Genomic DNA, 26,597 nt, shown 5'->3' with positions numbered 1-26,597 from the left:
TTCTTTCGGTTCGGCCAATCTTGTTGGTGGTATAAGCATTCTCGCAGACTACGCGAATCCTGCTCTCACGGGGTCGGACGGCTTGATCACTTCCCTCAGGAGGACTGTCGCGTAGCCCCCTCTCGGCAGAGTGAACGTCATCACAGCGTTGCCGTCAGAGAGCTCGTGCGATGCGCCGCTGACGGCGAGATGGGGCCTTCTGAACCCGCCCTCAACGCTCACCTCCTGCATGTCCTCAATGTAGAAGTCCTTCGGGGCAACCTGCTCCTCCTTCATGACCTCCTCGAGGCAGCGGTCGAACCTTGAGCCGTAGTTCCTGTACGCGTAACCCGCGAACTGGACGACGGGCACTGCGCCAGCCTCCATGGGCTCCTTCACACCGTGCACCTTCCCCAGGTTGAGCCCATCCCGCGTCGTCTCGCCCCAGTTGTCGCCCCGCTCCGCCTTCGAGAGGTCGAGCCCATCCCTTAGCGCGAGGCTGAGTGTCCTGTTGAACAGATAGGACTGGTAGGCCTGGGTGTAGAACCTCCTGAGCGCAATCGGGACCGCCCGTATGGCGCCCACGGCGTCATCAGGCTTCCTCGTTAGGTGGTGGGCCGCCATCCTCTCAACGTTCTGCTTCGGCGGGAGCATTTTGTATCCCTCCGAGTATCGCCCATCGGACATCAGTTTCCTCGCCTCGGATGTCGTCTCGTTGTCCATGCTCCTCGGCTCGAACAGTAGCGTCCCGACGGCGTCGGCGAACCGCCTCTTCACGAGAGCTCTGCCCACCCTGTGCGTGATGGCGTCCCTTGCCCCGAACCTCTGCAGACCGTAGAAGTTGGGCAGGTGCAGAGAAGCAGCGAGCCCGTACACCTCGTCGATGCAGGCTTGGATGGCCGGGCCGCAGTTCCTGAGGACAATCCTGAACCTGTTGCCCGACGCCATCTGCCGCGACAGAGGCCTCGGCACGTACCCGACCAGCACAGCGCTGAAGTTCTCCCGTTCGATCCTCTCCGGCCTCATCGACCTCGTGCTAGTGGGGGTCACAAACTGGACTGCGGCAGCTCTCTTGTCTTTGATGCCTGCGTAGCTGACCCTGCTCTTCAGTACCTCTGCCATGGCTCTCGCGAGGTGGAAGGTGTCTATCGAGCTCTTCTCAACCCTGTAGAGTGGGAGGTGGCCAGGCAGGGGCGCCTCCTCCACCGTGAGTTCCCCGAGCGCTTCCTCGACCCTGAAGTCCTCGTCTGTGGACCTGAGCGTGGCCTTGCACGGCTTGGTACCGCTGGCGTACACTTCCATGCCGACCGCCCTGTCCAGCTCGGGCGGCAGGGTCATAGCAGCTTGAGCTTCCCGGTTATCGAGTCGATTGCGTCATCTGGCCCGGGGCCGATCCCCACGCACGTCACTGTCCCCGGCTCGACCTGGGTGAGCCCCCTATCTTCAATCAGGGCCGCGGGCAGTTTCGCGGCCTTCGCTTTCCTGAATACCTCGCCGAGTTCCCCCTCGGATTGCACCTTGAGCACGACCTTCCTCTGTCCTCCCGACTTCCATTCATCGTACCAAGTCTCGCGCTTCTTCATCGCCTCCTCGGCCGCGGAGAGGGAGGCGTGGGCGACCTGGGCGGCGATCTTCCCCTTCCCCATCTTCAGGTCGTTCCTCACGACCACGGCCTGCTTCAAGTTCTCTTCCCAACGGTTTATACCAGCGGGGTTAAGGCTTGCGCAAAGGTCCCCGTTTCTTGAGCAGGGAATACGACGCCATCGTGGCAGGAGGAAGCATCGCCGGCCTCGCCTTTGCGGCAGAAGCAGCGAAGAGGGGGCTCACGGTCCTTGTGGCGGAGGAGCACGAGGAGATAGGCGAACCGGAGAAGTGCGACGGGCTCGTCAGTCTCCGCGGGTTGCGAAGGTTCGGGTTCGCCCCGGAGAAGCACGTCATCCAGAACGAGATAGCCTCGGGCGTCATTCACTCACCAGCCGGTAACGAGCTTGCTGTCAACGCTACTGCCCTGAACGTTGTGGTGCTCGACAGGAGCGCCTACGACAAGCACGTCAAGGAGAAGGCAGAGTCGTGGGGCGCTGTGGTGAGGACTGGCGCCAGGGTCTCAGGACACCGCGAGACGGACGATGGCGTAGCCGTCAAGGTGGGAAGAGAGACCCTCCGGGCGAAGTATTTCGTTGACGCGACGGGGCCAGCCTCTGCCCCCAGGCGGGGAATCATTCCAGCAGCGAAGTACGAGATCGAGGCCGACTGGCTGAGAGAGAGGACTGTTGAGGTATTCGTCGACGCGGCGAAGTACCCGGGGTTCTTTGCATGGGTGATACCCTACGGATCAGGCAGGGCCAAGGTCGGGGCTGCAGGCTGGGGAGTCAACGCATTCAAAGCCTTAGACGGCTTCCTACTGTCCAGGCCTCACAAGCTGCTCAGGAGGGTGGCCGCTCCCATCTACGTCGGCGGACCTGTAGGCCCCTTTGTTCAGGGTAGGAGGGTCTTGGTGGGCGAGTCTGCCGGCCAGGTGAAGCCGACCACCGCAGGAGGAATAATGACGTCGATTGGGGGGGCGGTGACCGGTGCGAGGTGGGTCAACGATGCGCTCCAGCTCAACGACCCCTCCTTACTGGACAACTACCAACCAGATTGGGAATCGCGCTTCCTCAAGGAGATGAGGAGTATGCTCAGGCTGAGGAGGGTCTTCGAGAATCTTTCCAACAAGGACCTCGACGCGCTCGTGACGGCCTTGGCCACTCCGAAGCTCCTCTCCAGGCTCTCACAGTCCGACTTCGACTTTCACGCAACTGCTCTTCTCGGAGCCGTTGGGGTGGGGGGCCTTCTCAGGGTAGCTAGGGTTGTCGCCTCTGCGGGAGCCAGGTCGCTCCTGACGGGCTCGTAACCGGCTCGTGACGGAGCAAAGCATATCAGCCAGCCTCCACGGGGGTTTTCATCCGAACATGTCCCAGAGCACCATATCGCTCCCACTCTGCAGCTCGTGCAACAGGCCAATCAAGCCGGGAGAGAGGGCGTCCAAGTTCTACTGCCCCAACTGTCACGAGGTGCTGATATGGAGATGCGAGAAGTGCAGGAAGTTCTCGCGCAGATACAAGTGCGTCAGCTGCGGGTTCGAAGGTCCTTAGGTGGGCACGATGGGCTCATACGTCATCAGGCTCAAGGTCCTCCCGCAGGACACTACTACGGAGCACAAGAAGATAGTTGATTTAGTGACCAGCGTACTTCCGGCCGAGACACAGGTCAGGGCCCAGAAGATCGAGCCCATAGCGTTCGGCCTGTCGGCCCTAATCCTCGACATAGTTGCACCAGAGGGAGAGGGAATAATCGACAAGGTCGAGGCGGCCGTCTCCACCGCTCCCCTCGTCGGGCAGTGCGAGTTCATGGGCGTCAGCAGGATGTCCAGCAAGCTACCTCCTCAGTGAACGAGCGCCGACAGAGCTTTTATACCAGACGAGGAACAGAGGTACCTGCCGCCTCTGCCGAAGTGATTCTATGAAGTACCCTCTCAGATACGCAGCGTTCGAGTGGCTGAAGGAGAAGAAGAACTCCACTGACGGTGACCTACTGGAGGCGCTGAACAAGAACGGAACGAAGTGCTCGCCGGACGAGCTTAACAAGGTGCTGATGCAGCTCGAGATTCTTGGTCTGATCAGCGTCCGTTGGGTCGGGAAGGACAAGCGCAGGCTCGAGGTCCTAGAGAAGCCGGAAGAGGAGCAGCGCATCCCCCGCATCAACGAGTGACATCCTCTCACGACTGAAGTCGTGAGCTTCCCGCTTCACTGCTCGAGCTTGCCCATTCCCTGAGGGAGGGCAGAGACCCTTGCTCTGCGAGTGACGAGCCCCTGTCCGGGGCCGGGCTTCTGGGGGTGCCGAGCCTTTTGATGAGAAGAGCGGAGTTGAGGTCTCTTGGTGTGGTTTCGCCACAGTTGGGGCACTTGTGCTCCCTCTCGGCCAGATCCTTCGGAACCCATTGGAGGCAGTTGTGACAGAACTGGGTCGTGCCCCAGGGGTCGACGAAGATTGTGTGCTTGCCCATCGATTCGGCCTTGAAGATAGCCCTGCGGGCGAACCTTCCCCACGACGCGTCCGTGATGGATTTGGCTAGCGAGTAGTTGCGGAGCATGCCGGAAACATTCAGCTTCTCCAGTATGAGGGCATCATTCTCTGCGAAAATCTTGTGGACGAGCTTGTTCTGGAAGTCCTCGCGCTGTCTTCGCACGTGCAGGTGGAGCCTAGCGAGCCTCCGCCCGAGCTCGAGGCGACGCTTCGAGCCCTTGTGCTTCCTAGAGAAGTGGTGCTGCAGGCGCTTGATCTTGTCCTCTGACCGTCGCAAGAATTCTGGATACTCGGTCGAGGTTGCGTCGTCCATCACCACGAACTTATCGAGACCCAGGTCTGCACCTCTGACCCTGCTGGCGGGTATCCCGGCGATGGGTCTCTTAGCTGGTGCCTCGCGCTCTGCGATGAAAGTGGCGTACCAGCCGTCTGCTTCTCGCTTGATTGTGAGGCGCTTCACCCTGCCCAGCAGCGGACGGTGGACGAAGATTCTGACGTAACCGATCCCTGATAGGCAAAGGCCAAGTTGGGAATCGAGCTTGAACCCCGATTGCGGGTATGTCAGTGAGCTGTACCTGTGGGGCTGCTTCCACATCGGGAACCTTGCCCTCCCCTCGAAGAAGTTCCTGAACGACCGATGGATTCTATCGCCTACGTTCTGGACGACCTGGCTGTGGACCGCTCGAAGCTCCTCACTCTGCTTACGAGCGTCGAGCGCAAGCCTCCTGAATGCCGCCAGTGATGTCGATTTGTTCTCTTCCCTGTATCTTCTCATCTCTTGGGCCTTCAAGTCGTTATAGAGGTTGCAGAGCAAGAGCAGGGAGCGATTGAGCCGCATCTCCTGCTCGGGCTTGGGGTAGAGCCTGTACTTGAAGGCAGAGAGCATATTCTAGATGCAAGAGCATTCTTTGCATACTTAACCACCAATCGTGCTTTCATCTCACCCCTAGACGTGCTGGGCTGCCCATTGGCCAAATAATAAATGCCGCCGCGGCCAGCGCGGGTCTGGCATGGGCGTTGACCTGGGCGACTCGATACCGAGAGAGAAGATCGAGCTGGCGGACATTGCCCGCTGGAAGCTCGCGGTCGACGCGTACAACACGCTCTACCAATTCCTCGCCATAATCAGGGGAGCGAACGGGGAGCACCTCAAGGACTCGAAGGGTCGAGTTACCTCCCACATCAGCGGCCTCTTCTACAGGAACATCAACCTGCTCGAGCTGGGGATCAAGCTCGTGTACGTCTTCGACGGCAAGCCCCCAGAAATGAAGGCCGAGGAGATCGAAAGGCGTTCTGCGCAGAGGCGCGAGGCCAAGGACATGTACCTGAAAGCGCTACAGGCGGGCGACATGGCCCAGGCCAGGAAGTTCGCGGAGGCGTCAACTGTCCTGAGGAAGGACATGGTGGCGGACGCGAAGCAACTCCTCGATGCGATGGGGATACCTTGGGTCGACGCCCCTTCCGAGGGAGAGGCCCAGGCGTCGGTCATGGCCGGGGAGGGGACCGTCGATGCCGTTGCGTCACAGGACCACGACTCACTCATCTTCGGGTCTCCAGTCCTCGTCAGGAATGTGACAATCTCGGGAAAGCGCAGGCTCCCCGGCAAAGGAATAGTGATCAACGTCCAACCCGAGAGGATAACGCTTTCGTCAGTCCTCTCGGAGACCGGGCTCACGAGAGAGCAGCTCGTGGACTTCGCGATTCTCCTCGGGACTGACTTCAACCCAGGAGGATTCCCTGGTGTCGGCCCGGTGAGGGCCCTGAAGTACCTGAAGAGGTACGGAAGGCTGGAGTCGATCGTGGAGCTGAAGGACGAGCTGGCCGGGATAAACTACAATGCGATAAGGGAGCTCTACCTCAACCCTCCGGCTACCAAGGGCGTAATGCCCGAGTGGAAGCCTCCTGACGGCGAGAGGATAGTCTCCTTCCTCGTCGGGGAGCACTCCTTCTCTCCTGAACGCGTTCAGGCTGCACTCGCGAGGATTCAGGCCGCCAGGTCAACGCAGTCCGAAACACTGGAGAAATGGTTCGGCTGATGGCCACAACGGCCCTCCCTGGACTGCGCGAGATCGAGCAAGCGGAGGCCAGGATAAGAGAGCACATCCCGCCGACACCGCTGGAGCGCTCGCCGGGCCTCTCCTCCTTTCTCGGGCGGGAGGTGCTCCTCAAGCTGGAGGTCTTCCAGCCAATCCGAGTCTTCAAGATTCGCGGCGCTCTGAACAAGCTCCTGCTGCTCAGTGACTCGGCGCTCAAGAGGGGTGTGATCACTGCCTCTTCAGGGAACCACGGCCTGGCGATCGCGTACGCCAGCCGCAAGTTCGGAATCCGGGCAGTGATCTGCGTCCCCGAGAACGCGAACCCTCAGAAGGTAACAGCGATTGAGGAGCAGGAAGCGGAGATTGTGAGATACGGAGGGGGCTACGACGAGGCGTACGAAAACGCAGTCAGGACTGCGCGGCGCCGCAACCTCACCTTCGTCCACGCATTCAACGACAGGGATGTCATAGCCGGCCAAGGGACATGCGGCCTTGAGATGGCCAGGCAGGCGCCGGACATGGACTCTGCAGTCGTCGCGATCGGCGGCGGTGGTCTGATATCTGGTGTGGCAATAGCGCTGAAGCAGTCCCTGCGAACGGTCCGCGTCTACGGAGCAGAGACAAGAGCAATCCCGTCGATGTACGAATCAGTGGAGGAGGGGAGGATGGTGCGTGTGAAGCCGAAGAAGACGATAGCAGACGGCATGCAGGCTGCAATCCCTGGAGAGCTGACGTTCGAGGCTGTGACGAGGTACGTCAACAGGATTGGCCTAGTCGACGACAGGCAGATAGAAAATGCGGTCTACGACATGCTGACAAGAGCACGCGTCCTCGCCGAGCCGGCAGGGGCGTCGCCTCTAGCGGCGCTCAGAGGTCCGCTCAAGGACGAGAAGGGCGAGAAGACGGTGCTCGTTGTTAGCGGCGGCAACATCTCGGTCTCCCTTTTAGAGCGCATCATCAGTCGGAGACTGAGAGGAAGCTCCTGACGTCCTTCGACCTGAGGAATGGGTTCCTCAGTCTCTCTTCACCGAGACTCCTGCTTGAGACCTCCCCGTAGTCGTGGCCGGGGTAGACCACCGTCGCCTCGGGCAGCTTCAGAATGACGTTGTAGAGGCTGTTGTACATGGCCCCCGCGCTTTTCGCATCGAACCTCCCTATCGTCCCGACGAAGAGCGTGTCGCCTGTGAACACCTCTGTGCCGTCGTAAAGGCAGATGCTGTCTTGAGTGTGGCCGGGAGTGTGGAGCACCTTTACCCTCCTGCCCCCGAGCATGAGCTCCTCGCCGTCTTCAACCGAGACGTCGTGGTCCACAGGCGAGGCAGAGTGCGCGACCACCTTGGCACCGATCTCCGTTGCGAGCTCGCGAAGAGTCGAAGTGTGGTCGAAGTGCTCGTGCGTCGCGACGGCGTACTTCACGCGCGCCCGTTCTGCCTTGACTGCCTGGACGATCGGGCGCGTCTCCCATCCCGAGTCGACGACGAGCGCCTCCCTGCTCTCCTCGTCCACGAGAAGATAGACGAAGTTCGCCATCGTCCCGACCCTCAGCTGAAGCGGTTTCAGTCCGCCCATGCGTCGACCGACGGGGTATCATGTTTATGAACCTCTGACTTCACGTCTGATTCAAGATGGCGAAGCCGAAAGCCAAGAAGGTTTCCGAGTCAGCCCTGACAACCGTGAGGCTCATGATGCCGACGGACGCGAACGTGCTCGGAAACGTGTTCGGAGGCGCGATTATGCGGTACATGGATGAAGTCGCAGCCATAGTTGCTTGGAGACACGCCGGAACCAACTGCGTCACTGCGTCGATTGACAGGATGAACTTCTACGCCCCGGTCTACGTCGGGAACGTCCTCGTACTGAAGGCCTCGGTCAACTACGTCGGCCACACCTCGATGGAGATTGGCGTCAGGATAGAGACCCAGGATCCTGTGACGGGCAGGACCGCGCACACAGGGTCGTGCTACCTCACCTACGTGGCCATCGACGCCAAGGGGAGGCCGACGACGATACCGAAGCTCGTCCCCGTCACGCCAGACGAGAAGAAGCGCTTCAAGCGAGCGGTCGCAAGAAAGAAACTGAGGGAGGCCGAGATCGCTGCACTCAAAGAGGAATAGGCGGTTTCGCGGTTTCATGGTTTCATCACGAGCTCAAGAAGTGTAGAGTCTCCCGTTCTTACGGCGCAGCCGGTTCTAACCTGCGATTGGCCAGCTTTTCAGACAGGTTCAAGTTGGATAAGATGAGGAGCGGGAACCCGGCTGTCTACTTGCTCAAGGAACAGTTCGAGAGGTTCTTGACTTCTCCCCACAGAGTCGACGCGTGCGAATGGGTCGCTAGCTGCCTCTACCAGCTCGAGCAGTATGGCGACGCGGGTGACTGGTACGAGGTCGCCGGGCGGCTGATAATGGCCGAACCCGGCTCACCTCCCGAAATTCGGGCTCTCTCCGCGCTTGATGACTACCAAAAGGCGCTCGAGTGCTACCGGAAGGACGAGAACGACGAGGCCTTCGAGGAGATCTCTGGCATGATCCGCCAGCTCAGAAGAACCTGCGCTTCCGCATGACTCTAGCTACTACCCCTTCTCTTCTTCCTCGGCCTTCTGCCGGTTCATCGTCTTGGCCTGACACTCTTCGCAAACAGGTTCGTCCTTTGGGCCAACCCTGAACGTGTGGACCACAGTGATTAGCTCAGTGTCGCAGAAGTAGCATTTCGCCTTCATTTAGTGGTCACCTTCGCAGCGTAGACCCTCCTGCGCTCGAACTTCCCCCCGTCCCTGAAGTGCCACACTTCGGCATCGCCGCTCGACTGTCTCCCCCACTCCACGAGCGCCTCCAGCTCCTCCTTCTTCACCCTCGCCTTGCCGCTCTTCACCTGAATCAGCAGCATCTTGCCGTCCTTTGCAGCAAAAACATCGACCGCGCCGTGCGACGCGGCGCTTCGAGAAACCAACCAGCCGTCCTTCCTGAGTATCTCCATGCTCCGATACTCTTTCGCGCGGCCCCTAGTGTAACGACGGTTAACCAACTGGAATCAATTCCTTGGGTGAACACGTGGGGCCAGGGTGGCGCATGCCTAGCTTAAGAGCATAGGCAGCCAAGTCAGGCTTGATGAATAGGATGTAAAGTCTCATCCTTAGAGCATCGGCCAGGGACAAAGCAGATCGGTGGTATTGATTGCTCTTCGATATCGCCGTTGTCACATCAATCAAGACCCTTTCCCCTTCGTATGTTGCGGCGAAGTCGAATGGGATGAATCTCCTGACTCGGGTCGCATCATAGATCTCTGCAAATCCAATCTTCGGCAAGACTGTATTAAAAGCAAGAACCTCCGCTTTTCTCGCTTTCTCCGGGCTCGAAGCGCCCCACAGGCGGAGCCTCCGCGATTTCTCGTACTCCCTCATGTGCTCTCTGTTGGCTTCAGTATATTTTCTGTGCCGTTCTGTCGCCTTCTTCCTCCGACAAGAATCGGAGCAGAACCTTTCTCTGTAATCGAGCTTTCTCAAGAAGAACTTACCACACGCAGAGCACTTGATCTCTAGCGTCCTCCAGCCAGATCGGGGTCGCGTCATTAGCTGACGTCACTGTCTTCGTGATTCTCAGCCATGCAGGGGTACGCCTTCACTTGTTTCATGAGGGGATAAACTATCGACTGACCTTCAAGTGGTTGAGCAGGGAGGAGATTGAAATTGAATTGCCCCCGAGAGCATTGTAAGTTGACCGTTACCTACGTTGATAGACCGATAGGCTCTTTCCGCTGATTTCGAACCCCGAAACCAGCAGCACTGAAACTAAGACAAGGACAGCGCCAGTCCAGGAGGCCACACCCAGCACCTCGCCGAGAAAGAGAGTTGAGATTGCGACAGCCGTGACAATCTCGAGCATCAGCACAATCGCCGACGAAGTTGCTGTCAGGTACCTGAGGCCCGCTTGATACAGAGCGAACGGGATAGCGGTGTTGAAAACAGCTGTGTAGAGTACAGCCTCCCATGACGCGGTAGAGAGTGCGAAGCTCAGCCCAGCGGTCAACGCCACAGGGAAGACGAGGAAGGCGGTGACCGCCACGATGCAGGCGGACACAGCGAGAGGGTCCCAGTCTTTCTCGTCCGTCTTCTTCTTCGCATACACTATGTATCCCGCCCAAGCGACGGCTGCGAGCAGGTAAAGCGCGTCACCGAGCAACTGCCCGCCAGTCAAACCAGAGAGGTCCCCGTTGGTGGTAAGAAGGGCGGTCCCGGCGAAGGCGAACGCAACACCCGACGCTCTTACCGTGGTCATCTTCTCGCGCAGGAACAGCATGCTCCCGAGCGCAGCCAGGACGACGGACAGGTTGACCAGCAGGGCCGCCACGGACGCAGTCGTGAGGGCCTGGCCGAGGAACTGGCAAACGAATCCGGTCGCGTTGAAAAGCCCAATCACCCAGACTGCCCTCGAACGAAGGAGCCTCCTCGTCCCCTTGCCGTAGAGTCCGGCGACTGCCAGCATCACTGGCGCGGCTATAGCAAACCTCAGGAAGACGAACGTCCTCGGGTCGAGTCCAGAGCTTATCGCCACGGAAATGACAGGGAAGGAGGTGCCCCAGAGCACTGCGGTGACCGTCGTCTGGGCAAGTGCTACAGTCCTGTCCCTTCGCACTCTCTCCGGCAGCCCAACCTTCCTCTGATAAGCGTTTGAGGGGTGAAGGGTAAGCTTATGACAGCATGGGCAGCGGAGCAGTACGACATGGAAGGACTCCGTGAATCGATGAGGGAGGTCGAGAAGCACTTGCTCGACCAGTCAGGCCGAAGGGACAGGCTGCTGAAGGAGAGCCGCGACGTGATATCCTCTTGCTCAAGGGCAATCGTCAACGTCCACAACGGTAAGCTGGCGGAAGCGGAGAAGGAACTGGGCAGAGCCCGCTCCCTCCTCAAAGCGCTGAAGAAGGCGGGGTCGGGGCAACTCGCTCGGTACCTCGTATCACCGGAGGCGGAGTTCGTCGAGGCCTCTTCCGTCTGTGCGCTGGCTAGGGGAAAACGTCTGCCGTCTAGGAGCTCCCTTGACTCTTCGCACGAGGCATACGTCCTGGGACTCCTAGACACAGTGGGCGAGCTGAAGCGGCTCGTCCTCGACTCGATCATGGACGGGAAGATCGTGAAGGCGAAGGAGTATTTCGGCCACATGGAGACGCTCTACTCCACATGCTCTCCTTTGGCTGTCTACGACCACGTCCTTGGTGGCAGCAGAAGGAAGATTGACGTCGCGAGGATGCTCGTCGAAGACACGAGGGGTCTCCTTACTGAAGAGGCGAGAAGGGAGACGCTCATCTCCTCAATGGACAGGGTCTACAAGAAGCTCAGAAGGCGCTAGCTCAGCGCTTCGATGATTTTGGACGTCTTGATTATTGTCGTCGCGGGCCGAAGCCTGAATACCCTCAGCCGCATCCCCCTCCTCGCCGCCTCCTTCGCTATCTCCTCTTCGGCATGGTACTGGTCGTAGCCGAGCGCTACCACGTCTGGCTTCACCTTCTCGAGAGTCACGTAGATGTCCCCCTCGACGCCGAGCATCGCGGCGTCGACGGCCCGCAGGGAGGAGAGGAGGTTCAGCCTTTCGTTCTCGGTGGTGATGGGCTCCCTGTGCTTCCTCCTCCTGATTGTAGTGTCCCTAGCCACTACAGCAACCAGAACGTCTCCAAGATTCTTCGCCTGCAGGATCGTGTGAAGATGGCCGGGATGAATCAACTCGAAGCTGCCCCCGATGAAGACAACCTTGACCTTGGCCCTCCCCTTGTCGGTCAGTCTCAGGCCTCTGGGGCTCCCTTCAACCAGCCGCCGAGCGCGCAGGGCTGAGACAGCCTTCTCTACCTGGCCTGCGTCCTCGCCCAGCCTGGCGCAGAGCGCCTTCTGCGTTGCCCTTCCGTCCGCCACCTTGAGCGCAAAGATTTCCCCCAGGATTCGCTTCTCGTTCAATTTCTACCAGTCTATCTTGACTACGCCAGCGAAGTTCAGCGAGTCTAAAAGTCCTTCTGCGTAGCCAACACTGAGCATCGCAAGTTCGTCGTCTCCCTTTAACAGGAAGCTCTCCGCGTCCTTGATGTAGAGTTCTGCGTTCTCCACGACCGAGTCGTATTCTGGTCCGAGCTTGCTCCTGACGGATGCCAGCGCCTTCTTCGTCTTCTCGACGTATCGCGGGACGAGCGTCTCAGCCGTGCGCTTGACTGATTCAGAATTCCCGTGTATCTTCGCAGCGTCCAAGGAGAAGATTGCGGCTATCGATTCGACCTCCGTGAAGTGCAGCTTCCCTGGGATTATCACTGAGTGGGGAGGCTGAAGATAGTCGAAACCTTCCAACTCCGCAAGGGTCCCTGCCCTGGACGAGGCATCGACCCTCCCCACCCGGCTAAGCACGAGCGCGAAGCAGCTGGTGCTGACAACAGCTCGCTTGAAGTCCGCCTCGGCAGCGAGGAGCCCCCGAATCGCCTCGTTCGGTGTGACTCCTTCGCCCCTCTCCACATCGAACTCCAGGAGGAGCAGGGTGTGCGCCCCCTCGAGAAGGTTCTCGTGCAGAATCTGATATGCCTGAGAGAGCCTCTTGACCGATTCTCGCGTGATGGTCACAGTCCTCGAGAACTTGTAAGAATGGAGCCCCGATGCGCTCGCCGCTGCCGAGGCGATGGTGACGCCGTGCACGACCCTCGCTTCTATGCCCGCCCTGATTGCCCTGACCCTCAGCTCGGCGTGCGTCGTGGCTATCATCGGATCGCCAGGGACAGCGAGCACGACCTTCCTTGACTTCGCAGCCGCCAGCAGCGACCTCCCGTCCTCCACGAACGCCCTGTCGACGATTGTGAGGTGCCTGCCGCTCTGCCTTTCGAGCTCACCCACGAGCGCAGGGTCGTGGGGCGTGGTGTAATACTCCAGAAACACCTCGTCGGCCGTCCTCAGCTCCACAAGACCTTCCAGGCTCACGCCTTTGGGGCCCAGGCCGAGGCCGACAAATGTCAGAGAGCCCATTGGTTCTCGAAGGTCTCCTCATCTCTATTAAATGCATGAATCTGTCGAGAAAGTAAATATCTACCTTACCGGGTGCTCTGAAGCTGCGGGCCTGTGGCTCAGAGCGATGCGCGAGAAGCCAGGTTAGAGGAAATCGACCAAAGCGGCTGGCTCTTAACCAGCATGTCGTGGGTTCGAATCCCACCAGGCCCGTGCGCTTCAACCTTCTAGTTTGGACCGAATCTGCTCCGTTTAATCACAATTGATTTGAGGTCTCGATTCGAATCCACGTAGGAAAGGATTGCATATCCCTCGGCCATGCTTGCGTTGTAGGCGAAGTCCTGGGAAAGCTTTCGGAGAAGTAGACCAGTCTGGGTGGATAAGGCCTCTTTCATACTGAGCGGACGAAATTGCGTGAAGTCAAAGATGAGCCTGGCTTGCATGGCTATGCGCGAATCAATCGTGTAGAGGTCTTTGCCGCCGATGGACGGTTCTGCGATAATGACTTCCTCCAGCTTAAGCAATCGTCTTGCTATGGTGTACGCTATCTCCGCTCCCAATCTGCCATGATCGTAGGCAGTACCGCCGACAAGCATTTTGTGCTCGAGTTTGCGGCTCAGTTTTACGTCAACGGCGAACGCAGTACTCTCCTTTCTCAGATGAGGGATGAAGGAAGAACCGATGTTAACGGAATAGAGTTGAGAGGAATCTCCGGTGTAGATAGTAGACCTATTGAACTCTCTGAATTTCTTGTAGACAACTCTTAGCCTTATCCCATCGTGGAAAATCAGTTTGACCTTCCTGAATTCTCTCCCGTCCTTGATACCAAGAAGGGGGGGACTTGCGCCGTCGTGATATACCGCGAACTCTCTCGCTTGATTGAACCTGTCTGTAAGTCTGAACGCTAGCCTGGGTTTGCCGTTGTATACTGCGAAATCTTCGGATAACAGGCCCCTAATTCCAAATTGGCTCGTTCCCTCAACGGCGGGCTGCTGGAGAACTCTAGCTCGAAATTCTCCGTTATCGGCAATAAAATCATTCATTTCCGCCGACAGGGGCGCGAGTCTCGCTCCCACTTCATTGTTGAAACGAAGCTTTGTTAGATTTCTGACGAATTCTCGGGGAACAAGCTCCGAGATACCCACCTTGACAAGCTCTCCAGGCTCTCCAATCAACTGAGGGACTGAAGGTCTCCAGTGGACGGCTCCTTTGCAAAGCCTGTATACAGTTTGAGAATTGGCGTCACTCCGGATCGATAGGAATCTAGAAGAGTTAGAAGCTCTGACCTTTGCGTCGGTCCCAATATGCGACAACGTGTTCGTTGGTATGCGTAGCCTTCCTTCATGGTTGATTCGAAGAAGCATTAAGCATCCGCCGATGGCACCTCGCGCCGCGCTTCCCTGGATCATCCCCCACCACGCCAAGACTAAGATGTCGACGACGGATATAATCACCTTGCTGGGAGCTCAGCCAGGTTAGAGCGCAAGCGGCCTAAGCGGCTGGCTCTTAGCTAGCTTCTGGGAGTGACCAGCATGTCGTGGGTTCGAATCCCACCGGGCCCGCTGAAGAGCGAGCCTGATTCGGACCCTCTTATCAAAGGAGGCCCAGATTCAGACGATTACTGGGTTTCACCTCGCACAACTGGACCACCATGGTCGTTGGAAGGCTTTAGTGCCTCGTGTTCTCATACGGTGGAGCCAGGCGCATTTGTTAGATACTCGTCGGTCTTGGAGATGCCGCGACTTTCTCAGCAACTCCATCGTGCCACCGCCAGTGATCATCAGCGAGAAAGACTTCTTGATTTCAATCGGGACGCTTTTGGCGGCAAGAGGCGTACCATGTGCGATCATCAATGGTGGAAAAGGCAAGTTCGAATCGATTTATGGTTATCAGTTAGTGAATCTCATTTTGGAATCGAAACTGGAGGAATTGTACAGTCAGCTTTGGATACAAGTAGGGCGAGCGGCAAGACTTAGCCCACCGTCACCGCTTCCTACGATTCGGTTCGATGACGAATGCACGAAGGCCCTCAGTCTCATAGTCGCCAACAGGTTTGGGAACTTGCTGTTCCTGGACGACAAGAACAAGCCCGTGGGCCTGCTTTCTCTCCTCGACATGATCAAGTCCCTTGCAGGAAAGACGAAGTCAATTGGAATCAGCCTGAAGGAAGTCTCATCGAAGCTGAAGCAAGTGAATGGAGGAGAACCTCCTGATTGAAGTGTTCAGGTTCATGATGCGACACAGAGTGAGGAGGCTAGTAATCCAGAGAAGGAAGAGGTTCTACTGCTGCACTGAAAGAGAAATCATGCGTGCCCTCTTCTCACCAGATGGTTTTCAATTGCTCAGAGACGATCCTAATGCGTTGCTAGAAATGCCTATTGAGCATTTCGTCTCTCCTTTCCTGAGCCCCGTCACGAATCTGAGTGGCGACCATGATGTGGCAGAGGGATGGGTTCACGCAGCAAACAGCCCTAGCTGTACCGTAATTGTGGATGAAGAAAGGATAGCGTCCCCTTGGGATCTAGTCATAAGACCATTTCTTGCTGGAAAGTTGCCATTTTAGGAAACAAAGAATGAGTTGTAATGGTTCACTTCGCCCTCGGCGGGACGCCCCTGGAGGCGTCATTGGATTCTCACGGACTTTACCTCGGTCCAACGATGATGTCGGGGCTGTGCTGGGCAAGTAGTCTCGGAATCCATTTTCTGGACCTGTTTGGGGGCGGACCCCACCGGGCCAGCTATCACTTGGGGGCGATAGTCGGTAGAAGCTAGGCCGTCTTGAGCAAGTCAATACGTCTGGACAACTGCAGATCTAGGATACAAGACGGGTGCGACAATGGCAACTAAGGGAAGAACAGAGCAAGACGACGCGGAACTGCTTAGGGCTAAATACGGTTCCATTCGGAAGAACATGACGAGAGCGACGAGCGAGGAAGTAGAATCGAAGTGAGCGAGACAGCTCTGCGGAAGTTCATCCGACTTATCAATGATCACAATGTGGACGGAATGGTTGATCTCATGACAGAGAATCACAAGTTCACGGACGCCGTCGGTGGGGTCGTCTCGGGCAGAGAACCCATGAGAAGTGGGTGGATTGGATACTTCAAGTGGTTTCCAGACTACAAGATCGAAATCAAAGAAACATACAGTCTTGGAAACACTTTCGTAGTCCTAGGCTTTGCGAGCGGAACATACGCTGGCCGTAAACCAAGAAGCCACTGGCGGATCCCGGCTGCATGGAGAGCAGTGACGCACCGGGGTCGGATAAAGGAATGGAGCGTGTACTGCGATACAAGAATACCTCAGGAGATCATGGAGAAAAATGAATCCAGGGTCGGGGCTTGACAGGCAGCTCGCTCGATCCACTTTCGGACCCATTCTAGGGTGAGTCTCACAAGGCCCGCTTTTCACAAAGAGTGGGGGTCTTTAGGCTCGCACTCGTGCAGAGGTTCACGCCAAGCCCTTATCCTTCGGTCACGCAGGCATGGATTGCCGTGAATGCAGGTCCGAAGGAAGGCCAACTCGTCTTCGTCGTTCAGAAGCACAAAGCAACGTCGCTCCACTACGATTTCCGGCTCGAGATAGGAGGCGTGATGCCATCATGGTCCATACCCAAAGGTCCGACACTCGACAGCGGCGTGAAGAGGCTAGCGATGCCGACCGGCGACCACGCACTGGAGTACAGTCGCTTCGAAGGAGTCATCTCGAAAGGTGGGTACGGGGCAGGGCCTGTCATGATCTGGGACGAGGGGACCTACAACCCTGAAGTTGAGCTGGGCAAAGGCGTGAGGAAAGAAATCACAGACCGGAAAGAAGCGGACAGGGTCGCCCGCAAGAGCATGGAAGAGGGGAACATGAAATTCCGTCTCTACGGGAAGAAGCTGCAAGGGTCCTTCGCGTTGATCCGTACGAAGGGATTTGGAGGAAATAAGGAGACTTGGCTGTTGATCAAACACAGCGATGAGTATTCCAAGGGGGGATACAATGCGAATGATTACGATTTCTCCGCGGTGACCAACCGTTCGCTTGCCCAGATTGCTGTTCAGAGCGAGTCCGACATGACTATGCTCGGATGAGAGACCGATTCTGACATTCAGTTCGCGGAAGTCTCCTCGGTCCATTCAGACACCTCCCTCGCATCCGACACTTCACCACCGTATCCCACGAAGTCACCGATTGACCACCCAGTTTATCTCTCACTGCACCTGGAGGTTGCACGGTTTAGCTTGAGGTCTGGTGTGGCGGACGACGTTGTCCAACTCATCGGCGACACTCCCCTCGTGAAGCTCAACAGGGTGACGAAGGGAATCAAGGCGAAGGTGTACGCCAAGCTCGAGTTCTTCAACCCTGGAGGCAGCGTGAAGGACCGGATCGGGATTGCGATGATCCGCGAGGCGGAGGCGGACGGCGTTATCAGACCTGGGTACACGATTGTGGAGCCCACTTCTGGCAACACAGGGATGGGCCTCGCGCTCGCAGCGATCTTGAGGGGTTACAAGATCGTTTTCACTGTGCCCGACAAGATGAGCCGGGACAAGATTGACCTCCTTAGGGCTCTTGGAGCGAAGGTCAGGGTGACTCCTTCGAACGTCCCCTTCGACCACCCTGCCAGCCACGTCAAGGTGGCTGAGAGGCTCGCGAAGGAGATTCCACATGCTTTCATGCCGAACCAGTACGAGAACATGGCCAACCCGAAGGCCCACTACGCGACGACAGGTCCCGAGATCTGGCAGCAGACTGGTGGCAGCGTTGACGTCCTAGTCGCCGGGGTTGGAACAGGAGGAACAATCACCGGGACGGGCAGGTTCCTGAAAGAGAAGAAGCCGGGACTGAAGGTCGTGGCGGCCGACCCGGAGGGCTCCCTCATCGCTGCCCGATTCTACGGCAGAGAGGCCGCCCCGCGTCGCTACAAGACCGAAGGGATAGGCGAGGACTTCATCCCTTCGACTCTCGACATGAGCGTGATCGACGAGGTCGTGACGGTCTCCGACAAGGAGGCGTTCCTGACCGCCAGGCGCCTGGCCCGCGAGGAGGGCATCCTAGCCGGCGGGTCCTCGGGGGCCGCGGTCTACGCCGCGCTGAAGGTCGCGAGGGGCCTCGACGAGTCGAAGACGGTTGTCGTCATCCTCCCAGATACAGGGAGGAGCTACCTGAACAAGCTCTACAACGACGACTGGATGAAGGAGCACGGATACCTGAGGGCAAGAGAGAGCAGGGTCCCCGTTGACGCTGTGCTCAGGTCGAAGCCGGTGAAACTCCGCGGCGTCGTGGGAGTGGGACCTCGCGACAGCCTGATGACGGCGATAGGGCTGATGACCAGGCACGACATCTCGCAGCTACCCGTCTTGGTGAACGGCGTCCAAGTGGGGAGCATTTCTGGGGCATCCGTAGTGGGGAAGGCCGCGTCCAAGCGAGCTCTGGGGAGTGTGCGAGTCGAGGAGATAATGGACGAACCTCTCCCGACAGTGGAGAAAGGAGGGACCATGCTCAACCTTGGCAGCCTGCTCAAGGATAAGAATGCGGTTGCAGTCATCGACGGCCCGAAGGTCGTAGGCATAATAACGACCATAGACGTGATAAACTATCTTGCCAAGAGATAGGCCGTTGAGGTTCGGTACGAGGACTGTCCACGATGGCGAGGAGCCTGACTTTGGAGCTGCGGGCGATGTTGTTGCGCCGATTCACCTCTCGTCCACTTTCGCTAGGAGATCGATTGGCAAACCCCCTAAGGGTCTGGAGTACTCGAGAACAGGAAACCCGACGAGACACGCCCTCGAGAGGAGGCTCGCCTCACTCGAGAACGCGAGGTACGCCTTGGCTTTCTCCTCTGGGATGGCTGCAGAATCCACCATCCTGCTCTCGCTCCTGAAGAAGGGGGACCACGTGGTCGCCTGCGACGACCTCTACGGTGGAACGAGGAGAATCTTCAACAAGACGTTCGCGAAGTTCGGCGTCGAGTTCTCGTACGTCGACGCAAGGTCGCCCAGGAGGGTCGGGGCAGCGCTGCGGCCCAACACGAGGCTTGTCTGGCTCGAGAGCCCGACGAACCCTCTGATGAGAATCTGCGACATACGAGTGATTTCAAGGTTGGCGAGGAAGCGACATGCCTATGCGGTCGTGGACAACACTTTCGCCAGTCCTTACCTCCAGAACCCGCTCGACCTCGGCGCGACCATCGTCGTCCACAGCACTACGAAGTACATAGGCGGGCACAGCGACGTAGTCGGCGGAGCAGTGATGCTGTCCGACAGGAGAATCTTCGAGGAGATCAAGTTCAACCAGAACGCAGTAGGAGCGGTCCCCTCGCCCTTCGACTGCTTCCTCACCCTCAGGGGTTCAAAGACACTCCACCTCCGCATGGAGAGGCACAGTTCGAACGCGGAGCGCGTGGCTCGATTCCTGGAGGGGCACAGGAGGGTCGCCCGAGTCTACTACCCGGGCCTGGGCAGCCACCCCCAGCACGCTCTCGCCGCAAGGCAGATGAGGTCGGGAGGAGGCATGCTGTCCTTCGAGCTGCGCGGCGGCCTGCCGAGCGTCAGGAGGTTCTCGCGAAGGCTGAAGGTCTTTTCACTCGCAGAAAGCCTAGGCGGCGTCGAGTCACTCGTCGACCACCCGGCGCTGATGACGCACGCAAGCGTCCCTCTAGAGGAGCGGAGAAGGCTCGGCATCGGAGACGGCCTGTTGAGGCTTTCTGTGGGCGTGGAAGACCCAGAGGACCTGGTGGCGGACCTCCGGAATGCCCTGGCCTAGCCGGCAGCCGTGCTGTTTATAGACAGAAGCGCCATGGCCGTTCCGAATGTACACGCGCACAATAGTAGACGATGAGGCGCACTGCATGGCAGTCATGCGAGGGATGGAGGATGCTTTTTCGCACAAGGACGAGTCGTACTTCGTCAAGGTCCTGAGGGAGGAGCCGAGCCTTGTGCTGCGCGTGCACGCCGTCTGCATCCTTGCGGACGTCGGGTCCGAGAAGTCGATACCCACACTTTCAGACGTACTATTCCACGACCCTGACCCGCTCGTGAGGCACGAGGCAGCCTTCTCGCTCGGTCAGATGGGACTCTCCGCTGCAATCGAGGCGCTCGAGAAGGCAACGCTGACCGACAGCAATCCGATAGTGAGGCATGAGGCCGCCGCAGCCCTTGGCTCGATAGGGAACGCCTCGGCGGAGAAGGCCCTCCGGAAGGCGCTCTCGGACAAGGAGGCAATCGTCAGCAACTCGGCTCGTGCGTCATTGTTCAACATCGAGTTCCTGAAGAAGTACTCCGTGGGTGCCTCAGCGAAGGACAGGGCTCCCAGGCCCTGAGACTACTTCGTGAACGTTATCTCTACTTTCCTTGCAGTCAGGTTGACCTTGACGTTGGTGAACACGCCCGCAGCAATAGATCCTACATCTTCTTTTCGAGTCCCGTGCCTGAACCACATGTTCCAAACCATGTCCCTGACGTAGAGCCTCCCGTCTTTCTTGAGAATCCTCTTTGCCTCCGAGAGCGCAGCGTCCCTGTCCTCGAAGTGGTGAAGCGCGTTGAGCGAGAAGGCGAAGTCGACGCCCGAGTCGGGGATTCCAGACATGTCCTCCGCGCGTGTCTTCAAGACAGTGATGTTAGCGAACCCCCCGCCCGCTGCCCTCCTACCAATCAGCGCGGACCTGGCGGTATCAGGTTCGACCGCGTAGACCCAGCCCACGCCACCGACGAGCTCTGCGGCCACAAGCGTGTACAGACCCTTTCCCGCTCCTAAATCCGCCACGCGCATCCCCTTCGCAATCCCAATCCTGCCCAGCAGGGCGTACGGGTCCTCCCGAGCTGTCCTCAACCTCTCTACGAAGGAGAGTTTCACGTCCGTGCCTAGACAGTCCCAGCCTAATACCTTCCCGACGTGACTCATCACTTCAAAAACTTAAGACTGGCCCAGCAGTCTGCCAGACCTCTTGAGGCTTTCAGGAAGGCGCGCTCTGGTCACAGGCTCGTCTAGGGGCATTGGCGCGGAGATCGCGAAGCTCTTCGCGAGGGAGGGCGCCACCGTCGTCGTCAACTACAGGTCGTCGAAGTTGGACGCAGAGAAGGTCGTGAAGTCCGTCCGGAAGGCCGGAGGGAAGGCTGTTGCAATCGGGGCGGATGTCTCAGACCCGGCGAGCGTCAGACGGATGTTCGAGGAGATTCGGGGTCGGTTCGGCGGGCTGGACATCCTCGTCAACAACGCGGGTCTCGCCGACCCATCCGTGTGGAACCCCAAGCTTGAGAACACGACCCTGAAGATGTGGGAACGCGTCTTCGCGGTCGACGCGTTCGGAACATTCCTGTGCACGAAGGCTGCAGTCAGGCTGATGAAGAAGGGCGGCTCCGTCGTCAACATCGCATCGACGCCGGCGCTGGTCGGTGACATAGAGGGGCTTGTGTACGCATCTGCCAAGGGGGCGGTCGTCTCGATGACGAAGATGCTCTCCAAGATGCTCGCTCCAAGGATTAGGGTCAACTGCATGCTCTTCGGGTCCTTCGAGACTACTTGGGTTGACTGGCTCAGCAAGAAGCAGAAGGAGTACTACTTGTCTGGCATACCTCTCAAGAGGTTCGGCAGGCCCCGCGACGCTGCGAACCTGGCTCTCTTCTTGGCGAGCGACGAGTCTTCGTACATCAGTGGGCAGTCAATCGTCATAGACGGCGGCGAAGTCGCGCACTAGTCCTCAGCTGCCTTGTACAGGCCGCCACTCTCCTCGATCTTCGAAAGCGCCCTTTCGATCTCGTCGGCCGGTAGGACTATCCCCTTGGCAATGGCGCGCTTCCAGAGGTCCAGATAGATTTCGAGGGCTTCCTTCACCTGCTCTGGCTTCTCCTTCTTTGTCTTTTCGAGTTCGTGCAAGTAATCTGCCAGGCTCCTGACCCTCGCAGGCATCGCACGCGAAAGGCTGCCGCGGGCGTATTAACCGTTCCCGGATTAGAGAAGCCTTGCCTCGCCGCCAACCTTCGACAGGTACGCCTTGTAACCGAGCTTCGTCACTGCCGAGAACACCTTCCTCTCGTCCCTCTCCGAGGTGTTGACGAAGACCGACGGTCCGGTCTGAAGCGAGAAGTACGCCTGCACTCCGTCGTTCCTCAGCTGCCTCACCCTCCGTATGATGCGAAGCGAATCCTCTGTCATGATTATCATCCTGTTCTCTCCGGTCATTGTGAGGCTGTGCAGCTCAAGGGTGTCCCTCTCTGCGAGAACTCCCAAGGCATCGAGGTCGTTCCCAAGGATTGACTTCTCCATGTCGTCGCACCTCTTCTGGGCGGAGGCAATCCTCGCTTCGAAGAACGGCGATGTCAGCACCTCCGTATGGGCGTCCTCCGTCCTGACGCTAGAGGGCAGAGGGACGATTACCATCCTCAGGTCCATGTCCCTCGCATCGGCGAACCTTTCTGCATACGTGTCATCGTCTCCCTTGCCCGCGTAGAGCCTCGAGAAACCTCCGACCAAGGACCTGGACGCCGAGGCGGCGAAGAGCCTAGCCGCCCTCGACATCTCCCTCATATCAGGTTCGCCGCCCACAAGCAACCTCTGGCACAGGACCGTGAGCGCCGCTCCGGCGGACGAAGAGTAGCCGATTCCCTTCGCTCTGCCCACAGGCAGGTTCCTGCTGTCCACCCTGAATTCCTTCACGTGCCTGCCGGGCGCTAGCCTCTGGACCACAGCCTCCAGACGCACGTTGGCCGATTCGTTCTGCACGCCTCCGAGGTACACGCCGCCTCTCTTCTCATCTGTGATCGTCGCCTCTGTCTTCATGCACGTTGTGTTCGCCGATATGCTATCATGGTAAGGAAGTCTGAGCTTCCAGTCCTTCAGCCCGTGGTATTTCACCAGCGCCTGCATCGTGAATGCCTCGGCACGGTATCTCGTCAACTCAGACCACACCGATTTCGAGATACCCGGTCGTCCCTTCTCCCCTGAGCGCCTCCACCATCCTGCGCGGCATATCCTTTGCGGCTGCGCTCGCCCTCACGGCCAGAGTCCTGTCGCTGATGAAGTCGCTCTTTCGTATCACCATGTCGTGCGGGTGCGTGAACGTCAGCCTGCTGTCGCCCTCCGCATTGACGACGAATGACTCTCCAGCCACCACGAACCTGAGTACGACCCTTGCGCCGTCCCTCCTGAGCGCCTCCTTGGTCCCTTCGCTCAGGCCCGCGCACCCTGCGTCCGAGCCAACTCCTACGATGCAGTCCCCCTTCCTAGTCAGGTGCGATTCAGTCGTGACCTCGATTGTCGTCGGGTGGAGCGCAAGCACCATCGGGTGACCGCGGAATCCTATCCTCTCCGCCAGCTTTGGTGTCTGCCCTGCCTCCCTTCTGCGGCTCGACTTCATGTCACCGTCCCCCTCTTGGCTGGAGACCATTGCAGCGGGGACACCTGTCGGAGGCGAGGGGGACTGGCGTCGAGCAGAATGCGCAGAACCTGTAGCCCTCTGGAGGCTCGATTGGGCCAGCCCGCTCGGGGAGGAAGGGGCTGGCTGCTGCCATCAGACCTCCGCCTACCAGGAAGGGCAGGCTCCAGAAGTATACGAGCGGTACCTCGAGCAGATAGAAAGCAGCACCCATCAACGCGACCATGATACCGGCCACGAGCAACTGGGAGCGCATGCCACCCCGCTCTCTTGGAATCCTTTTTTAGCTTAGGCCGAACGACCGTGGCGAGGTTACGGGAATGACGACCGAGTACGAACAGCTTCTCTCGGGCATGGTCGAGGAGAAGAAGGCCAAGGCCGCAGAGTTGAGGGGGAAGAGGGGGAAGGAAAAGGAGCTGGCCGGCGTCATGTCCGACATCAGGTTTCTCGAGGTAGAGCTCCAGCGGTACCAGCAGGGCATGTCCCTGTTCAGGAGCAAGGGCCTTCCGAAGGTGGGCCGGTGGGGCAAGCCCGAGACTGAAGGGCACAAGGAAGAGCACTAGACCAGTTGACGCTGATTCTGTCCGAGAAGGACGTCCAGGACCACATCGGGATGAAGGACGTCGTCCCGGCTGTTGAGGAGTGCTTCAGGCAGCAGGCGGGCGTTCGGGCAGTAAACTCGCCCCGGACTCGGTCGGTTGCCCAGGGGGCCGTCCTGAACGTTATGCACGCTTCGCTGCCTTATCTCGGAAGGGCAGGTGTGAAGAGCTACCTAAGCTCTAGGAAGGGCGTGAGGTTCCTCTTCATCCTCTTCTCGCTGGACGACGGGCAGCCCTTGGCCGTGATGGGTGCCGACATCCTAGGTAGATACAGGACGGGTGCTGCCTCGGCAGTAGCGACCAAGTTCCTCTTCGGCTCGAAGCGTTTCCGGCTCGCTGTCTTCGGCTCCGGTAAGCAGGCGCTGACCCAGGTCCTCGCGATGGCTGAGGTCGCCTCCCTGGAGGCCGTAAGAGTCTGGAGCCCGACGCGCGAGCACAGGGAGTCCTTCGCCCGTGACCTCGGCAGGCTCGGCTTTCGGGCGACCTCAGCGGATGCGGTCGAAGGAGCGGCCAGCTCCTCGGATGTCGCCACGGCGATTACAACGTCGGGCGGGCCATTCCTCACGAGAAAGGTCGTCCGCGATCTGGCTCATGTTAACTTGTGCGGTTCGAATACGTCAGGAAGAGCCGAGGCTGCACCCGACGCGGTGTCTTGGTTCAAGACAGTGGCCGTCGACGACCTTGCCCAGTCGAGGGTCGAAGCCGGCGACTTGATCCTCGCAGAACAGAGCGGTCTCCTCACTTGGGACAGGGTCGTGGAGCTGAAGGACATTGTGGCAGGAGGAGTAAGACAGGAGAGACCCACCCTCTTCAAGTCGAACGGTGTCGCCATCGAGGACGTGGCGGTCGCGAGTCTCATCTACGACAAGGCTGTCAAAGCGGGTCTAGGCCCAGACCACAAGTTCGAGTTCGGAAGCGTATAGGTCGCGACGCTCTAGCCCATCGGCGGCATTCCGCCCATGCCACCCATCCCGCCTCCGCCTGGAGGCATTGGCGGTGCCCTCGTCTTGCCAGCCGCTATCACGTCGTCGATTCTGAGGAGCATCGACGCGGCTTCAGTTGCGGCGCGCAGAATCTGGAGCTTGACTGCCAGAGGCTCGACAACCGACTTCGCGTACATGTCAGCGACCCTGCCGCTGAGCGCGTCAACCCCGAACCACTTGCCCTCCTTGGCATGCCTGGCTCTCAGGTCAACCTGCGTGTCAATGGGGTCCATCCCCGCGTTCTCGGCGAGTGTCATTGGTATCGACTCCATCGCGTCGGCGAACTTCAGGGCAGCGAGCTGCTCCCTACCAGAGAGCTTCTGGGCCCACGTCCGTATCTGGCACGCCACCTCCTCCTCGGGGGCTCCACCGCCTGCAACTATGGCTGGGTTCTCAACAACGTCCTTCGTGACCATCAGGGCATCGTGGAGCGCCCTCTCGGCCTCGTCGACTATGCGCTGTGTGCCTCCCCTTACGAGGATTGTCACCGCCTTCGGGTTCTTGCATCCCTCGATGAAGACCCACTTGTCCTCCTCGAGCTTCCGCTCCTCGACGAGTTTTGCATAACCGAGGTCCCTGGACGTAAGGTCTTCGAGGTTGGTCACCATCCTGGCCCCGGTCGCCTTCGCCAGCTTGCCCATGTCGCTCTCCTTCACGCGTCTGACCGCGAGGACACCGGCCTTCGCCAGGAAGTGCTGAGCCAGGTCGTCGATGCCCTTCTGGCAGATGAGCACGTTCGCGCCTGCCGAGATGACCCTTTCAGCCATGCCCTTCAGCATGCTGGTCTCTTCGTCCATGAACTTTTGCATCTGTTCCGGGTCGTTGATCCTGATCTCCGCAGAGAACTCTGTCTTCTCTATCTCAAGTGGCGAGTTGACCAGGGCAATCTTCGCCTCCTCGACCTTCTTCGGCATTCCCGAATGGACGACCTCCTTGTCCATCACCATTCCCTTTATCAGCTGCGAGTCGGTGATTGATCCACCGGCCTTCTTCTCGACCTTGACGTTGTCTATGTCTGCCCTGAAGCCCTTGCCGGCTTCCTCCAAGATCATCAGGATTGAGTCCACGACAACACCTGCGAGGTGAGGCGCGTCCTCGTTCACTAGCTTGGTCATCATGCTCGTCGTGGCTATCTTGAGCAGGTCCTGTCTGCTCTTCGGGTCGACCCTCTCGGCGATCTTCTCGAGTATCTCCAGGGCCTTCTCCACAGCCCTCGAGTAGCCTTCCACGATCACCACTGGGTGGACCTCCTTGTCTATCAGCTCCTCTGCCTTCTCGAGCAGGGCTCCGGCCACGACAACTGCGGAGGTCGTGCCGTCTCCCACCTCGTTGTCCGTCGATTTGCTGATCTCGACCATCATCTTGGCGGCCGGGTGCTGCACGTCTATCTCCTTCAGCATCGTCGCCCCGTCGTTCGTTATCGTCACGTCGCCCATCGAGTCGACGAGCATCTTGTCCATCCCCCTCGGTCCCAGGGATGTCCTCACGAGCTCGGCGATGAGCTTCGCTGCGGCAATGTTGTTCCTCTGTGCCTCTCTTCCTCGAGTCTCGCCCGCGCCCTCCTTCAGTATGATTACTTGCTGTCCTGTTGCTGACATCTAGATTACTGAGGGTCTACAA

The 26,597-nt window shown here is 58.8% G+C and carries 36 protein-coding genes and 2 tRNA genes; 21 read left to right on the top strand and 17 right to left on the bottom strand.

Annotated elements, in window-relative coordinates:
* Positions 1-48: 48 nt before the first annotated feature.
* Both LYZ69_04370 and pth2 read right to left on the bottom strand, forming a co-directional pair.
* Complete coding sequence (locus LYZ69_04370) at positions 49-1,317, bottom strand: tRNA pseudouridine(13) synthase TruD (protein MDV3277685.1); 1,269 nt, start codon at positions 1,315-1,317, stop codon at positions 49-51.
* A complete protein-coding gene (gene pth2, locus LYZ69_04365; protein MDV3277684.1) occupies positions 1,314-1,661 on the bottom strand; it encodes a peptidyl-tRNA hydrolase Pth2 in 348 nt (115 codons plus the stop codon). Before pth2 ends, LYZ69_04370 begins: the two co-directional genes overlap by 4 nt.
* A gap of 59 nt (positions 1,662-1,720) precedes the next feature.
* On the opposite strand from pth2, the gene LYZ69_04360 reads away from it, so the two are divergent.
* The 4 genes from LYZ69_04360 to LYZ69_04345 all read left to right on the top strand — a co-directional run bounded on the left by LYZ69_04360 (position 1,721) and on the right by LYZ69_04345 (position 3,726).
* Positions 1,721-2,869 carry an NAD(P)/FAD-dependent oxidoreductase gene (locus tag LYZ69_04360; protein MDV3277683.1) on the top strand — a complete coding sequence of 383 codons (1,149 nt, stop codon included), beginning with the start codon at positions 1,721-1,723 and terminating at the stop codon, positions 2,867-2,869.
* A gap of 58 nt (positions 2,870-2,927) precedes the next feature.
* The gene (locus LYZ69_04355) at positions 2,928-3,110 is read left to right on the top strand and encodes a zinc finger domain-containing protein (protein ID MDV3277682.1); all 183 of its coding nucleotides are present in this window, start codon (positions 2,928-2,930) and stop codon (positions 3,108-3,110) included.
* Positions 3,111-3,119: 9 nt separating this feature from the next.
* Entirely contained in the window at positions 3,120-3,407 is a 288-nt protein-coding gene (locus LYZ69_04350; protein ID MDV3277681.1) for a hypothetical protein, read from the top strand.
* A 70-nt stretch (positions 3,408-3,477) separates the two neighbouring features.
* Positions 3,478-3,726 (top strand): hypothetical protein, encoded by a 249-nt coding sequence (locus LYZ69_04345; protein ID MDV3277680.1) that lies wholly within the window; start codon positions 3,478-3,480, stop codon positions 3,724-3,726.
* Positions 3,727-3,733: 7 nt separating this feature from the next.
* On the opposite strand, the gene LYZ69_04340 is transcribed toward LYZ69_04345, so the two are convergent.
* A complete protein-coding gene (locus tag LYZ69_04340; protein MDV3277679.1) occupies positions 3,734-4,927 on the bottom strand; it encodes a transposase in 1,194 nt (397 codons plus the stop codon).
* Between the two features lie 124 nt (positions 4,928-5,051).
* Here LYZ69_04340 and fen point away from each other — a divergent pair, with 124 nt between their 5' ends.
* Positions 5,052-6,077, top strand: coding sequence for a flap endonuclease-1 (gene fen, locus LYZ69_04335; protein ID MDV3277678.1), 1,026 nt, complete (start codon positions 5,052-5,054; stop codon positions 6,075-6,077).
* Positions 6,077-7,063: a threonine/serine dehydratase gene (locus LYZ69_04330; protein MDV3277677.1), complete on the top strand. Its 987-nt coding sequence runs from the start codon at positions 6,077-6,079 to the stop codon at positions 7,061-7,063. Before fen ends, LYZ69_04330 begins: the two co-directional genes overlap by 1 nt.
* Here the strand turns inward: LYZ69_04330 and LYZ69_04325 are convergent.
* Entirely contained in the window at positions 7,035-7,646 is a 612-nt protein-coding gene (locus LYZ69_04325; GenBank protein ID MDV3277676.1) for an MBL fold metallo-hydrolase, read from the bottom strand. The two genes, LYZ69_04330 and LYZ69_04325, sit on opposite strands and share 29 nt — an antisense overlap.
* A gap of 56 nt (positions 7,647-7,702) precedes the next feature.
* Here LYZ69_04325 and LYZ69_04320 point away from each other — a divergent pair, with 56 nt between their 5' ends.
* Together LYZ69_04320 and LYZ69_04315 are read left to right on the top strand one after the other, a co-directional pair.
* Positions 7,703-8,191: an acyl-CoA thioesterase gene (locus LYZ69_04320; GenBank protein MDV3277675.1), complete on the top strand. Its 489-nt coding sequence runs from the start codon at positions 7,703-7,705 to the stop codon at positions 8,189-8,191.
* A gap of 86 nt (positions 8,192-8,277) precedes the next feature.
* Entirely contained in the window at positions 8,278-8,637 is a 360-nt protein-coding gene (locus tag LYZ69_04315; protein MDV3277674.1) for a hypothetical protein, read from the top strand.
* Positions 8,638-8,646: 9 nt separating this feature from the next.
* On the opposite strand, the gene LYZ69_04310 is transcribed toward LYZ69_04315, so the two are convergent.
* From LYZ69_04310 to LYZ69_04295, 4 genes are all read right to left on the bottom strand, one after another.
* Positions 8,647-8,793, bottom strand: coding sequence for a hypothetical protein (locus LYZ69_04310; GenBank protein ID MDV3277673.1), 147 nt, complete (start codon positions 8,791-8,793; stop codon positions 8,647-8,649).
* Positions 8,790-9,050, bottom strand: a complete 261-nt coding sequence (locus tag LYZ69_04305) for a hypothetical protein (GenBank protein MDV3277672.1) — start codon at positions 9,048-9,050, stop codon at positions 8,790-8,792. The genes LYZ69_04310 and LYZ69_04305 overlap by 4 nt, the downstream gene beginning before the upstream one ends.
* Before the next feature lie 40 nt (positions 9,051-9,090).
* Complete coding sequence (locus tag LYZ69_04300) at positions 9,091-9,576, bottom strand: hypothetical protein (protein MDV3277671.1); 486 nt, start codon at positions 9,574-9,576, stop codon at positions 9,091-9,093.
* 217 nt (positions 9,577-9,793) lie between these two features.
* Positions 9,794-10,705 (bottom strand): DMT family transporter, encoded by a 912-nt coding sequence (locus LYZ69_04295; protein ID MDV3277670.1) that lies wholly within the window; start codon positions 10,703-10,705, stop codon positions 9,794-9,796.
* 57 nt (positions 10,706-10,762) lie between these two features.
* Between LYZ69_04295 and LYZ69_04290 the strand changes: the two genes are divergently transcribed.
* Positions 10,763-11,416, top strand: coding sequence for an RNA-binding protein (locus LYZ69_04290; GenBank protein ID MDV3277669.1), 654 nt, complete (start codon positions 10,763-10,765; stop codon positions 11,414-11,416).
* Here LYZ69_04290 and LYZ69_04285 read toward each other — a convergent pair.
* Both LYZ69_04285 and dph5 read right to left on the bottom strand, forming a co-directional pair.
* A complete protein-coding gene (locus tag LYZ69_04285; protein MDV3277668.1) occupies positions 11,413-12,015 on the bottom strand; it encodes an FAD synthase in 603 nt (200 codons plus the stop codon). The genes LYZ69_04290 and LYZ69_04285 overlap by 4 nt on opposite strands.
* Positions 12,016-12,018: 3 nt before the next feature.
* On the bottom strand, positions 12,019-13,059 hold the full coding sequence (gene dph5 / locus LYZ69_04280) for a diphthine synthase (protein MDV3277667.1): 1,041 nt from the start codon (positions 13,057-13,059) through the stop codon (positions 12,019-12,021).
* A gap of 87 nt (positions 13,060-13,146) precedes the next feature.
* On the opposite strand from dph5, the gene LYZ69_04275 reads away from it, so the two are divergent.
* Positions 13,147-13,251: transfer RNA gene (locus tag LYZ69_04275), tRNA-Lys, on the top strand.
* 14 nt (positions 13,252-13,265) lie between these two features.
* Here the strand turns inward: LYZ69_04275 and LYZ69_04270 are convergent.
* Positions 13,266-14,213, bottom strand: coding sequence for a hypothetical protein (locus tag LYZ69_04270; GenBank protein MDV3277666.1), 948 nt, complete (start codon positions 14,211-14,213; stop codon positions 13,266-13,268).
* Between the two features lie 285 nt (positions 14,214-14,498).
* Between LYZ69_04270 and LYZ69_04265 the strand changes: the two genes are divergently transcribed.
* The 8 genes from LYZ69_04265 to LYZ69_04230 all read left to right on the top strand — a co-directional run bounded on the left by LYZ69_04265 (position 14,499) and on the right by LYZ69_04230 (position 20,344).
* A tRNA-Lys gene (locus LYZ69_04265) sits at positions 14,499-14,600 on the top strand.
* Positions 14,601-15,099: 499 nt separating this feature from the next.
* The gene (locus LYZ69_04260) at positions 15,100-15,255 is read left to right on the top strand and encodes a hypothetical protein (protein MDV3277665.1); all 156 of its coding nucleotides are present in this window, start codon (positions 15,100-15,102) and stop codon (positions 15,253-15,255) included.
* Complete coding sequence (locus LYZ69_04255; protein ID MDV3277664.1) at positions 15,233-15,601, top strand: hypothetical protein; 369 nt, start codon at positions 15,233-15,235, stop codon at positions 15,599-15,601. The genes LYZ69_04260 and LYZ69_04255 overlap by 23 nt, the downstream gene beginning before the upstream one ends.
* A gap of 383 nt (positions 15,602-15,984) precedes the next feature.
* Positions 15,985-16,383 (top strand): nuclear transport factor 2 family protein, encoded by a 399-nt coding sequence (locus tag LYZ69_04250; GenBank protein MDV3277663.1) that lies wholly within the window; start codon positions 15,985-15,987, stop codon positions 16,381-16,383.
* Positions 16,384-16,454: 71 nt separating this feature from the next.
* Entirely contained in the window at positions 16,455-17,114 is a 660-nt protein-coding gene (locus tag LYZ69_04245; protein MDV3277662.1) for a hypothetical protein, read from the top strand.
* Positions 17,115-17,264: 150 nt separating this feature from the next.
* Positions 17,265-18,638 (top strand): cystathionine beta-synthase, encoded by a 1,374-nt coding sequence (locus LYZ69_04240; protein MDV3277661.1) that lies wholly within the window; start codon positions 17,265-17,267, stop codon positions 18,636-18,638.
* Entirely contained in the window at positions 18,625-19,788 is a 1,164-nt protein-coding gene (locus tag LYZ69_04235; protein ID MDV3277660.1) for a PLP-dependent aspartate aminotransferase family protein, read from the top strand. Before LYZ69_04240 ends, LYZ69_04235 begins: the two co-directional genes overlap by 14 nt.
* Before the next feature lie 46 nt (positions 19,789-19,834).
* Positions 19,835-20,344: a HEAT repeat domain-containing protein gene (locus tag LYZ69_04230; protein MDV3277659.1), complete on the top strand. Its 510-nt coding sequence runs from the start codon at positions 19,835-19,837 to the stop codon at positions 20,342-20,344.
* 2 nt (positions 20,345-20,346) lie between these two features.
* Here LYZ69_04230 and LYZ69_04225 read toward each other — a convergent pair whose 3' ends face one another.
* Positions 20,347-20,925, bottom strand: coding sequence for a class I SAM-dependent methyltransferase (locus LYZ69_04225; protein ID MDV3277658.1), 579 nt, complete (start codon positions 20,923-20,925; stop codon positions 20,347-20,349).
* 43 nt (positions 20,926-20,968) lie between these two features.
* Between LYZ69_04225 and LYZ69_04220 the strand changes: the two genes are divergently transcribed.
* Entirely contained in the window at positions 20,969-21,718 is a 750-nt protein-coding gene (locus LYZ69_04220; GenBank protein MDV3277657.1) for a 3-oxoacyl-ACP reductase FabG, read from the top strand.
* Here the strand turns inward: LYZ69_04220 and LYZ69_04215 are convergent.
* Genes LYZ69_04215 through LYZ69_04200 form a run of 4 tightly spaced genes read right to left on the bottom strand, consistent with a single transcriptional unit; the run spans position 21,715 to position 23,651 of the window.
* On the bottom strand, positions 21,715-21,930 hold the full coding sequence (locus LYZ69_04215) for a hypothetical protein (GenBank protein MDV3277656.1): 216 nt from the start codon (positions 21,928-21,930) through the stop codon (positions 21,715-21,717). The two genes, LYZ69_04220 and LYZ69_04215, sit on opposite strands and share 4 nt — an antisense overlap.
* A 42-nt stretch (positions 21,931-21,972) precedes the next feature.
* A complete protein-coding gene (locus LYZ69_04210; GenBank protein MDV3277655.1) occupies positions 21,973-22,917 on the bottom strand; it encodes a hypothetical protein in 945 nt (314 codons plus the stop codon).
* 1 nt (position 22,918) lies between these two features.
* On the bottom strand, positions 22,919-23,407 hold the full coding sequence (locus LYZ69_04205; GenBank protein ID MDV3277654.1) for a DUF371 domain-containing protein: 489 nt from the start codon (positions 23,405-23,407) through the stop codon (positions 22,919-22,921).
* Entirely contained in the window at positions 23,379-23,651 is a 273-nt protein-coding gene (locus LYZ69_04200) for a hypothetical protein (GenBank protein MDV3277653.1), read from the bottom strand. The genes LYZ69_04205 and LYZ69_04200 overlap by 29 nt, the downstream gene beginning before the upstream one ends.
* Before the next feature lie 64 nt (positions 23,652-23,715).
* Here LYZ69_04200 and LYZ69_04195 point away from each other — a divergent pair, with 64 nt between their 5' ends.
* Together LYZ69_04195 and LYZ69_04190 are read left to right on the top strand one after the other, a co-directional pair.
* A complete protein-coding gene (locus LYZ69_04195) occupies positions 23,716-23,958 on the top strand; it encodes a hypothetical protein (GenBank protein MDV3277652.1) in 243 nt (80 codons plus the stop codon).
* Between the two features lie 5 nt (positions 23,959-23,963).
* Complete coding sequence (locus tag LYZ69_04190; protein ID MDV3277651.1) at positions 23,964-24,917, top strand: ornithine cyclodeaminase family protein; 954 nt, start codon at positions 23,964-23,966, stop codon at positions 24,915-24,917.
* 11 nt (positions 24,918-24,928) lie between these two features.
* Here LYZ69_04190 and LYZ69_04185 read toward each other — a convergent pair whose 3' ends face one another.
* Positions 24,929-26,575 carry a TCP-1/cpn60 chaperonin family protein gene (locus LYZ69_04185; GenBank protein ID MDV3277650.1) on the bottom strand — a complete coding sequence of 549 codons (1,647 nt, stop codon included), beginning with the start codon at positions 26,573-26,575 and terminating at the stop codon, positions 24,929-24,931.
* Positions 26,576-26,597 lie beyond the last annotated feature (22 nt).

The organism is Nitrososphaerales archaeon (assembly GCA_032906765.1).
In the GTDB taxonomy this organism is placed as follows: domain Archaea; phylum Thermoproteota; class Nitrososphaeria; order Nitrososphaerales; family Gagatemarchaeaceae; genus DASPPF01.
This window is presented reverse-complemented; position numbering and strand designations above follow the sequence as displayed.

Coding starts and splice junctions, on each gene's coding strand:
- dph5 (MDV3277667.1), bottom strand. CDS start 13,059: ATGGGCTCTCTGACATTTGTCGGCCTCGGCCTGGGCCCCAAAGGCGTG.
- LYZ69_04290 (MDV3277669.1), top strand. CDS start 10,763: ATGACAGCATGGGCAGCGGAGCAGTACGACATGGAAGGACTCCGTGAA.
- LYZ69_04320 (MDV3277675.1), top strand. CDS start 7,703: ATGGCGAAGCCGAAAGCCAAGAAGGTTTCCGAGTCAGCCCTGACAACC.
- LYZ69_04255 (MDV3277664.1), top strand. CDS start 15,233: ATGGAGGAGAACCTCCTGATTGAAGTGTTCAGGTTCATGATGCGACAC.
- LYZ69_04215 (MDV3277656.1), bottom strand. CDS start 21,930: ATGCCTGCGAGGGTCAGGAGCCTGGCAGATTACTTGCACGAACTCGAA.
- LYZ69_04230 (MDV3277659.1), top strand. CDS start 19,835: ATGTACACGCGCACAATAGTAGACGATGAGGCGCACTGCATGGCAGTC.
- LYZ69_04225 (MDV3277658.1), bottom strand. CDS start 20,925: ATGAGTCACGTCGGGAAGGTATTAGGCTGGGACTGTCTAGGCACGGAC.
- LYZ69_04345 (MDV3277680.1), top strand. CDS start 3,478: ATGAAGTACCCTCTCAGATACGCAGCGTTCGAGTGGCTGAAGGAGAAG.
- fen (MDV3277678.1), top strand. CDS start 5,052: ATGGGCGTTGACCTGGGCGACTCGATACCGAGAGAGAAGATCGAGCTG.
- LYZ69_04305 (MDV3277672.1), bottom strand. CDS start 9,050: ATGGAGATACTCAGGAAGGACGGCTGGTTGGTTTCTCGAAGCGCCGCG.
- LYZ69_04325 (MDV3277676.1), bottom strand. CDS start 7,646: ATGGGCGGACTGAAACCGCTTCAGCTGAGGGTCGGGACGATGGCGAAC.
- LYZ69_04340 (MDV3277679.1), bottom strand. CDS start 4,927: ATGCTCTCTGCCTTCAAGTACAGGCTCTACCCCAAGCCCGAGCAGGAG.
- LYZ69_04355 (MDV3277682.1), top strand. CDS start 2,928: ATGTCCCAGAGCACCATATCGCTCCCACTCTGCAGCTCGTGCAACAGG.
- LYZ69_04205 (MDV3277654.1), bottom strand. CDS start 23,407: ATGGTCTCCAGCCAAGAGGGGGACGGTGACATGAAGTCGAGCCGCAGA.
- LYZ69_04200 (MDV3277653.1), bottom strand. CDS start 23,651: ATGCGCTCCCAGTTGCTCGTGGCCGGTATCATGGTCGCGTTGATGGGT.
- LYZ69_04185 (MDV3277650.1), bottom strand. CDS start 26,575: ATGTCAGCAACAGGACAGCAAGTAATCATACTGAAGGAGGGCGCGGGC.
- LYZ69_04195 (MDV3277652.1), top strand. CDS start 23,716: ATGACGACCGAGTACGAACAGCTTCTCTCGGGCATGGTCGAGGAGAAG.
- LYZ69_04330 (MDV3277677.1), top strand. CDS start 6,077: ATGGCCACAACGGCCCTCCCTGGACTGCGCGAGATCGAGCAAGCGGAG.
- LYZ69_04370 (MDV3277685.1), bottom strand. CDS start 1,317: ATGACCCTGCCGCCCGAGCTGGACAGGGCGGTCGGCATGGAAGTGTAC.
- LYZ69_04310 (MDV3277673.1), bottom strand. CDS start 8,793: ATGAAGGCGAAATGCTACTTCTGCGACACTGAGCTAATCACTGTGGTC.
- LYZ69_04350 (MDV3277681.1), top strand. CDS start 3,120: ATGGGCTCATACGTCATCAGGCTCAAGGTCCTCCCGCAGGACACTACT.